Origin of the sequence: Microcoleus sp. S36b_A4 (assembly GCF_036700645.1) — a bacterium.
Taxonomy (GTDB): domain Bacteria; phylum Cyanobacteriota; class Cyanobacteriia; order Cyanobacteriales; family Microcoleaceae; genus Microcoleus.
Genome location: NZ_JAUBPI010000169.1, coordinates 1 through 6,226, shown reverse-complemented (window position 1 = coordinate 6,226; position 6,226 = coordinate 1). Strand labels below are relative to the sequence as shown.

Annotated in this window: 8 protein-coding genes; all 8 read right to left on the bottom strand. The window is 41.5% G+C overall.

Annotated elements, in window-relative coordinates:
* Positions 1 to 50: 50 nt before the first annotated feature.
* A complete protein-coding gene (locus tag QUA03_RS28090; RefSeq protein ID WP_333216903.1) occupies positions 51 to 752 on the bottom strand; it encodes an AAA family ATPase in 702 nt (233 codons plus the stop codon).
* The gene (locus QUA03_RS28085) at positions 749 to 1,018 is read right to left on the bottom strand and encodes an ABC-three component system middle component 6 (protein WP_333152021.1); all 270 of its coding nucleotides are present in this window, start codon (positions 1,016 to 1,018) and stop codon (positions 749 to 751) included. Before QUA03_RS28085 ends, QUA03_RS28090 begins: the two co-directional genes overlap by 4 nt.
* Positions 1,015 to 1,647 carry a hypothetical protein gene (locus tag QUA03_RS28080; RefSeq protein WP_333216901.1) on the bottom strand — a complete coding sequence of 211 codons (633 nt, stop codon included), beginning with the start codon at positions 1,645 to 1,647 and terminating at the stop codon, positions 1,015 to 1,017. The genes QUA03_RS28085 and QUA03_RS28080 overlap by 4 nt, the downstream gene beginning before the upstream one ends.
* 3 nt (positions 1,648 to 1,650) lie before the next feature.
* Positions 1,651 to 2,364: a hypothetical protein gene (locus QUA03_RS28075; protein WP_333216899.1), complete on the bottom strand. Its 714-nt coding sequence runs from the start codon at positions 2,362 to 2,364 to the stop codon at positions 1,651 to 1,653.
* A 174-nt stretch (positions 2,365 to 2,538) separates the two neighbouring features.
* Positions 2,539 to 3,255 carry an AAA family ATPase gene (locus QUA03_RS28070; RefSeq protein ID WP_333216897.1) on the bottom strand — a complete coding sequence of 239 codons (717 nt, stop codon included), beginning with the start codon at positions 3,253 to 3,255 and terminating at the stop codon, positions 2,539 to 2,541.
* 254 nt (positions 3,256 to 3,509) lie between these two features.
* The gene (locus QUA03_RS28065; RefSeq protein WP_333216895.1) at positions 3,510 to 3,920 is read right to left on the bottom strand and encodes a putative toxin-antitoxin system toxin component, PIN family; all 411 of its coding nucleotides are present in this window, start codon (positions 3,918 to 3,920) and stop codon (positions 3,510 to 3,512) included.
* Positions 3,910 to 4,137, bottom strand: a complete 228-nt coding sequence (locus QUA03_RS28060) for a hypothetical protein (RefSeq protein ID WP_333216892.1) — start codon at positions 4,135 to 4,137, stop codon at positions 3,910 to 3,912. Before QUA03_RS28060 ends, QUA03_RS28065 begins: the two co-directional genes overlap by 11 nt.
* A gap of 178 nt (positions 4,138 to 4,315) precedes the next feature.
* On the bottom strand, positions 4,316 to 6,103 hold the full coding sequence (gene aspS / locus QUA03_RS28055; protein ID WP_333216890.1) for an aspartate--tRNA ligase: 1,788 nt from the start codon (positions 6,101 to 6,103) through the stop codon (positions 4,316 to 4,318).
* Between the last annotated feature and the right edge of the window lie 123 nt (positions 6,104 to 6,226).

The window sequence follows — 6,226 nt, the reverse complement described above, 5'->3', positions numbered from 1 at the left end:
TAATTTAGGATGATTGCATTTACGTCATACAGCCTAGTTACACAAAGGCTTTAATTGTTTTTGGAGATGTCTAATATACCAATTGCAACTCCTGTATCTGTGTCTTTTTTAAGTTTTTTGATATTATCCAGTAATTTTTTTTGATCTTTTAAAAGTTGTAAATCTCTCGCATCTTCCCAAGCCAAACCGAGTAAAAAAGCATTATTAACTTGCTTATCCCACTCAAGTTGCTTTCTGTGATTTTCAAACGGAGTAGAAAATGCGTCTCGTCCACGGCGGATAAAATAAGAAATTAGACCTCTAAATGTAGGTTTGAATTTTTGATCTTCATTATCAATTGGCAAGCCAAACAGAAGATTTCCTAGTAATGCTTTCCATTTTATCAGGCTTAGAATTCTTTGCCCTTCTTTTTCTTTCGGCTGAATAGGCCATGAAGTAGTATCTCCTTCAATTGCTACCTGATGAGATTCCTTCTTCTCAATACTTCTAGTAACTGTAATAACTTTATTAGTAAGTGTAAGGTCTAGGCTAAATGCCCAACCTTGTAAATTTTGAGAACCCAGTCCTCTAGCGGTTGGCAATGTAGCTCCAAGGCAAAAGTGAATTATTTCAATTAAAGTTGATTTACCTAAACCGTTACGAGAGTCTTTGCTTCCAGACTCTTCTGTACGATCTGCCAACACTACATTAAAGCCGGGTCTAAATTCGACGGCTTTAAAGGAAGCATGATTACAGCGAACAGCATGAATCATCGACGACTCCTACGAAGTATGCCTGCATCCATTTCAATTGCCCCAATAGCGTATAGGATATCCAGAGTCAAAACAAACCGTTCAAAGGTTGCGACTTCCGGCATCGTGGAAACAGCACTCCAAAGTGATGAGACTGTTCTCGGTTGATATAAATGTTCTATTATTTTAGCACCTACTCCCAACAAAGAGCGACGGGTAGAGATGTGTTTTGTAGGTAAAATTCTTGAGTAGTTATATGTAGAAGCTGCCTCTGTAGAGAGAGTCATCTTTCAAACACCTCGCACTTTTCAAAAAGATAGTAAAGAACTGCTAAGCCTGCCGCTTTTAGATCGTAGTCTGAGCTATGATGGCAAGAAAATTCATGTAAGGCATTAAATAGAGCATTTCCCTCTAATCCTATTCCTTGGAGTCTTTGATACTCAGTAACGAATCCTACTTTTAGCCTTTCTGGAAAGTCAGGGATTAAATTGACCATATTGTCAACAAAGTCGCTAACCATCTTGGCTTGAATTACCCCTGTCATTAATCTTGATTGAGCAGCCCCAGTCAGTTGATTATTAAACATTTTTTCCAAAGGGGGAGTAACTGAAAAGTTAGTATCAGAGGGTATGGACATACAAATAATTCCCTGTGTCACTGCATCCAACTCCTTGAATGTAATATTTGTCATTGCACTAACAAGAAAATATTTATCTTGTTGACTTTGGCCTAGGGAATTTAATTCGACATAATAATTGTCCACCCTACTTTTAACTTCCTCTATGTCCTTGTTGAATTTGGTTTTCTGCTGTGGCTCTGAAGCCAAACGCAAACCCTCTTCTAATTGCTTCAGTAGTTTGTATTCCTCTTTTATGTTTTCTTCTAAATCATGCTTACGTTGATGGTGCGGTTCCACTATTTACCCTCCTATAAACCGCGCAATAAACTGTTTTAAACCTTCTTTGAGATTTATTCCTGTACCTAGTTCTAATTCACCTTCATAGTCCAAGATAAAAGGAATAAGAGGCACCGCAACCTTTAATCTATGCTTAAAATCCATTTGAGGTGCATTAATCACTTCGACGATCTCTTCCTGACTAACAGGTAGAGTAACGCCGCGTTGTTGTAATATAATTAAAGCCTCCTGGATACTTGGTAAAATCTTCTGCATTTCTGCATCTGACACTTGGTTAGCTTCTATTGCATCTAACAAAGCAGAAATCGTAGTCACTTGAGATTCATTCAACTGATTTGTGATTGCAGAAATAATATTTTTTTCACCAGCCTCATAATGGGCTAGTAGTCCTTGTCGCAGGTGGTTAATGTTTCCATAAATAGCTTTCTGCCCAACATATAATTGGTCTAATTTCTTGTTCATCTGTTCTAACTGCATAGCTACGCTGTGCATTTGTACAGTTGATTCACCAGTTATCTGCTGATACAGTTGATCGTATTCCTGCTGATAGCGATTCGCTGATTCCCTTAATTGCTCAATTGCTCGATTATATTTACCCTTGCGACGTGGATCATCTTCATCGCGTAAGGCATCTTCGTAGTCTTTGAGTAAAGCAAAATCTTTTTTAATATTGTCTTCCAAATCTTTCAGTCGCCGGGTAAGGTTGGATGGTTCCATTGGATCAGCCTTTTGCTTTTACAAAAATGATTTGTCAATAATGTAGCACTTAACGCACGTGTTCCGACCTGCGATCGCACCCATACGCTCAGAAACCATGTTTTTCAACTAGAATAAAGGACGAGAAGCAAGTCTTTTCGTAAAAAACTAGGTTTCCAGTCAGTCCTGTGGGGTTCACACGCGCACCTCTTGACCCAAATCCTCCCGCACTCTTTGCAGTATTTCCCGTTCAAGTCTGATTACTTTTGTTTGCAACTCCCACTTTTCCAAACGATAAAGAACTAAGTCTGTCTCGGTATCGCTAGCACCCAACATCGCATCAACTGTTTCTAAACTGTGGGTAGTTGCAAATAGCTGCACATCCAATCGCTGACACCACTGCACAATCCAAGTAAAAGAACTGCAAAGTGAATCAGTATGAATAGCTTTTTCTATCTCGTCAATTAGTAAAACTCCACATCGAACTTTGCTCAGCGTTAAAGCAATGAACAACAGACGACGCACACCATCACCCGCAGCACTTAACGGCAAAATTCCCAATTGTTTATGAGCGATATAAAGACTGGGACGCTTGCCCCTATGCGACAGAATTGCTAAATCAATAATTCCTGAATCTATCCCTTGCAGTAACTTTATCACTTCCGGCTTAAAACGCTGAAAAGTTGCTTCTGAGAGCAATTCAACTTGCAATTCTTCGATCCCATAAGAAAAAGGTGTGACTGTATCAACAGTCAACACGGCATTTGAACAATGTGTTGATATTGCCTCTAAAACGCTGGTTTTCCCTGAGTTATTCGCACCAACCAATAAGTTGATTTTGCCCAAGTCCTGCAAGTTAAAATCTCGCAGGCCTCGGAACCTATGAATGGTTAAATTATCAAGGTGCTTCATAATTATGACTTAGGCATTTCAACTGAGATGCTTCCCTTCTCTCAGCATGACACATAGGCTTCGCCTAAGCCCTGATCGCCTTATGACTTCGGCGTATAAGTCGATCGCACTTGCAACTCCTTCATCTGCTTCTCATCCACATCAGACGGCGCATTCGCCAATAAACAGCACGCTTGCTGCGTCTTCGGAAACGCAAGGACATCTATGATAATTATAGTGTTTTTAGTCTAAAAAAGTGCCATGTAATTATGGCATTAACTAAATCTCTCAATAAACATATCGGGAGTAACAATTTCGACTCCTTGAAAAGGAGTTAATACCAATAAATCCAAATCACCCGTAACAATTACATTTGCATTACCACTAACAGCCAACTCTAAAAACTTATTATCTTTTTCATCTCGACAAACAGTGATACTTTCTCTAATAGAAACTAATTGGGATGAACTGATAAATTTCAGTAAAAATACTTGCCGATCTTCCAAAGAAAGATACTTGTTAAACTTTTTACGATTTAAAACTTGCTCTAATTCATTTAAAGTCGTTTCAGAATATAAAATTATTCCTTTTGTTTCTGCCAACTCAATCGCCAGAAATGGGACTGAGGTTTTAAACAGTAAAGCACTGATTAAAACATTCGTATCAATGACAAATCTATTCGTCATTATTATCTGCTAAAATGTCTTGTAAAATTTCAGGCGTTAAGCCTCGCTGCATGGCTCGGTCGGAAATTTCTGCCATAACCTGCGTTAAAGTTTTATTGTGTAAATTTTCTCTAAAAAACAATTGAATAATCAAACTTAACTCTTGCTGAGTCTTAGGAGTAGCTTCTTCAAACGCTGTCTTAATATTTTCATCAACTTGAATCGTAATTATTGCCATAGCCGTTAAAAAAAGTGTTAATACGAAAACATTTTTTTTCTAACTCTATTTTATCACAAATCTTGCACCATTCTCAAGAACAGGCAAGATGCCTGTTCCACAACAGATGAATTTTCGCGGGGGGCACGCGAGTCCGCCCTGAAAGGATTATTGAGAATGGTCAAGGTATTTTACATACTTATGACTTGGGCGTATAAGTTGATCGCACTTGCAACTCCTTCAACTGCTTCTCATCCACACCAGCCGGCGCATTCGTCAGCAAACAACCCGCCTGCTGCGTCTTCGGAAACGCAATCACATCGCGAATCGATTCCTCACCAGCCAACAGCATCACCAACCGATCCAAACCGTAAGCAATGCCTCCGTGGGGCGGAGTTCCATACTCAAACGCATCCAACAAAAAGCCAAACTTATTGTAAGCTTCCTCAGTCGATAAGCCAATCGCCTCAAACACCTTTTCCTGAACTTCCCGCTGATAAATCCGCAGAGAACCGCCGCCGACTTCTGTACCGTTTAACACCAAATCGTAAGCTTGAGCCCTCGCAGTTTTCAAATCGTTAATATCGTCAGGATGCGGCGCAGTAAACGGGTGGTGCAATGCTTCCAAACGCTTCTCATCAGCGTTCCATTCAAACATCGGGAAATCTGTCACCCACAGCAGATTCATCTTGTCTTTGTCAATCAATCCCAATTCGTTACCCACGAACAAACGCAATCTATCCAAAGTCTTATTGACAGTTGTCACATCAGCCGCTGCGAACAACAACAAATGACCGGGTTGCGCGCCCGTGCGATCGAGCAATTCCTGTTTTTGCGCTTCCGTCAAATTATCCTTAATTGCGCCGATCGTATCAATTTCGCCGTTATCCCGCACGCGGATGTAAGCCAATCCCTTCGCACCGGCTTCGCTGGCTTCCTTAAACAAATCGCCGCCCGGTTTAATCCGTACATTAGAAATCGCATCATTCCCGCCCGGAATCGGCAAAACTTTCACAATTCCGCCCGCAGCAACCGCCCCGGAAAATACCTTAAATCCCGAATCTTTCATCAAATCGGAAACATCGACTAATTCCAAACCGAAGCGAGTGTCTGGTTTGTCGCTACCATAGCGATCCATTGCTTCAGCGTAAGTCAAGCGCGGAAAAGGACGAGGCAATTCTACCCCTTTGACACTTTGGAAAATCTGGGAGACTAAACCTTCGTTTAATTCGATAACTTCTTCTAAAGACATGAAACTCATTTCCATGTCTAATTGTGTGAACTCCGGCTGTCTGTCGGCGCGCAAATCTTCATCGCGGAAACAGCGCGCAATTTGATAATATCTGTCCAAACCGGAAACCATTAACAATTGTTTGAACAACTGCGGCGACTGCGGCAAAGCGTACCATTCGCCCAAATTGACGCGGCTGGGCACTAAATAATCTCTCGCACCTTCAGGAGTCGATCGCGTTAAAATCGGTGTTTCAACTTCAATAAAACCTCCCACATCTTCCAGGTGGCGACGCATAGCTTTCACAACTTGGTGGCGAAGCTGCAAATTGCGACTCATACGATCACGCCGCAAGTCCAAATAGCGATATTTCAGCCGCAAATCTTCCCGCACGCTTTCATTTTCCGCCGTCGCCACCTGAAACGGTAATTGTTTGCGAACCGCATTCAACAACTCAATTTCGTCAGCATAAATTTCCACCTCACCCGTAGGCAATTTCGGGTTGAGGGAATCTTCGGGGCGGTGGCTGACTCGCCCAGTAATTTTAACCACGTATTCGCTACGCAAAGCCTCAGCCCCGTGATAGGAATCGGGGGTGCGTTCAGGATCGCTGACAATTTGCACGATACCCGATCGATCGCGCACATCCAGAAAAATCACCCCGCCATGATCGCGGCGGCGATCCACCCAGCCGTAAAGGGTGACAGTCTCTCCGATGTGTTCGCTTCGTAGTTCGCCGCAGTAGTAACTTCTCATAATTCGGGGTTATGGACTAAAAATAAAGCTTTTTGATTATAGCGCTTAAGTAGATAGGCGGGAAAAAACCAATCTATGTAACAAAACATTAAGTTGCCTGATTGGAGTTAAACTTAAGACGTT

What these genes read in the sequence shown, in the direction of transcription:
- QUA03_RS28090 (WP_333216903.1), bottom strand. Translation starts at nt 752, where the DNA reads ATGATTCATGCTGTTCGCTGTAATCATGCTTCCTTTAAAGCCGTCGAA.
- QUA03_RS28085 (WP_333152021.1), bottom strand. Translation starts at nt 1,018, where the DNA reads ATGACTCTCTCTACAGAGGCAGCTTCTACATATAACTACTCAAGAATT.
- QUA03_RS28075 (WP_333216899.1), bottom strand. Translation starts at nt 2,364, where the DNA reads ATGGAACCATCCAACCTTACCCGGCGACTGAAAGATTTGGAAGACAAT.
- QUA03_RS28070 (WP_333216897.1), bottom strand. Translation starts at nt 3,255, where the DNA reads ATGAAGCACCTTGATAATTTAACCATTCATAGGTTCCGAGGCCTGCGA.
- QUA03_RS28065 (WP_333216895.1), bottom strand. Translation starts at nt 3,920, where the DNA reads ATGACGAATAGATTTGTCATTGATACGAATGTTTTAATCAGTGCTTTA.
- QUA03_RS28060 (WP_333216892.1), bottom strand. Translation starts at nt 4,137, where the DNA reads ATGGCAATAATTACGATTCAAGTTGATGAAAATATTAAGACAGCGTTT.
- aspS (WP_333216890.1), bottom strand. Translation starts at nt 6,103, where the DNA reads ATGAGAAGTTACTACTGCGGCGAACTACGAAGCGAACACATCGGAGAG.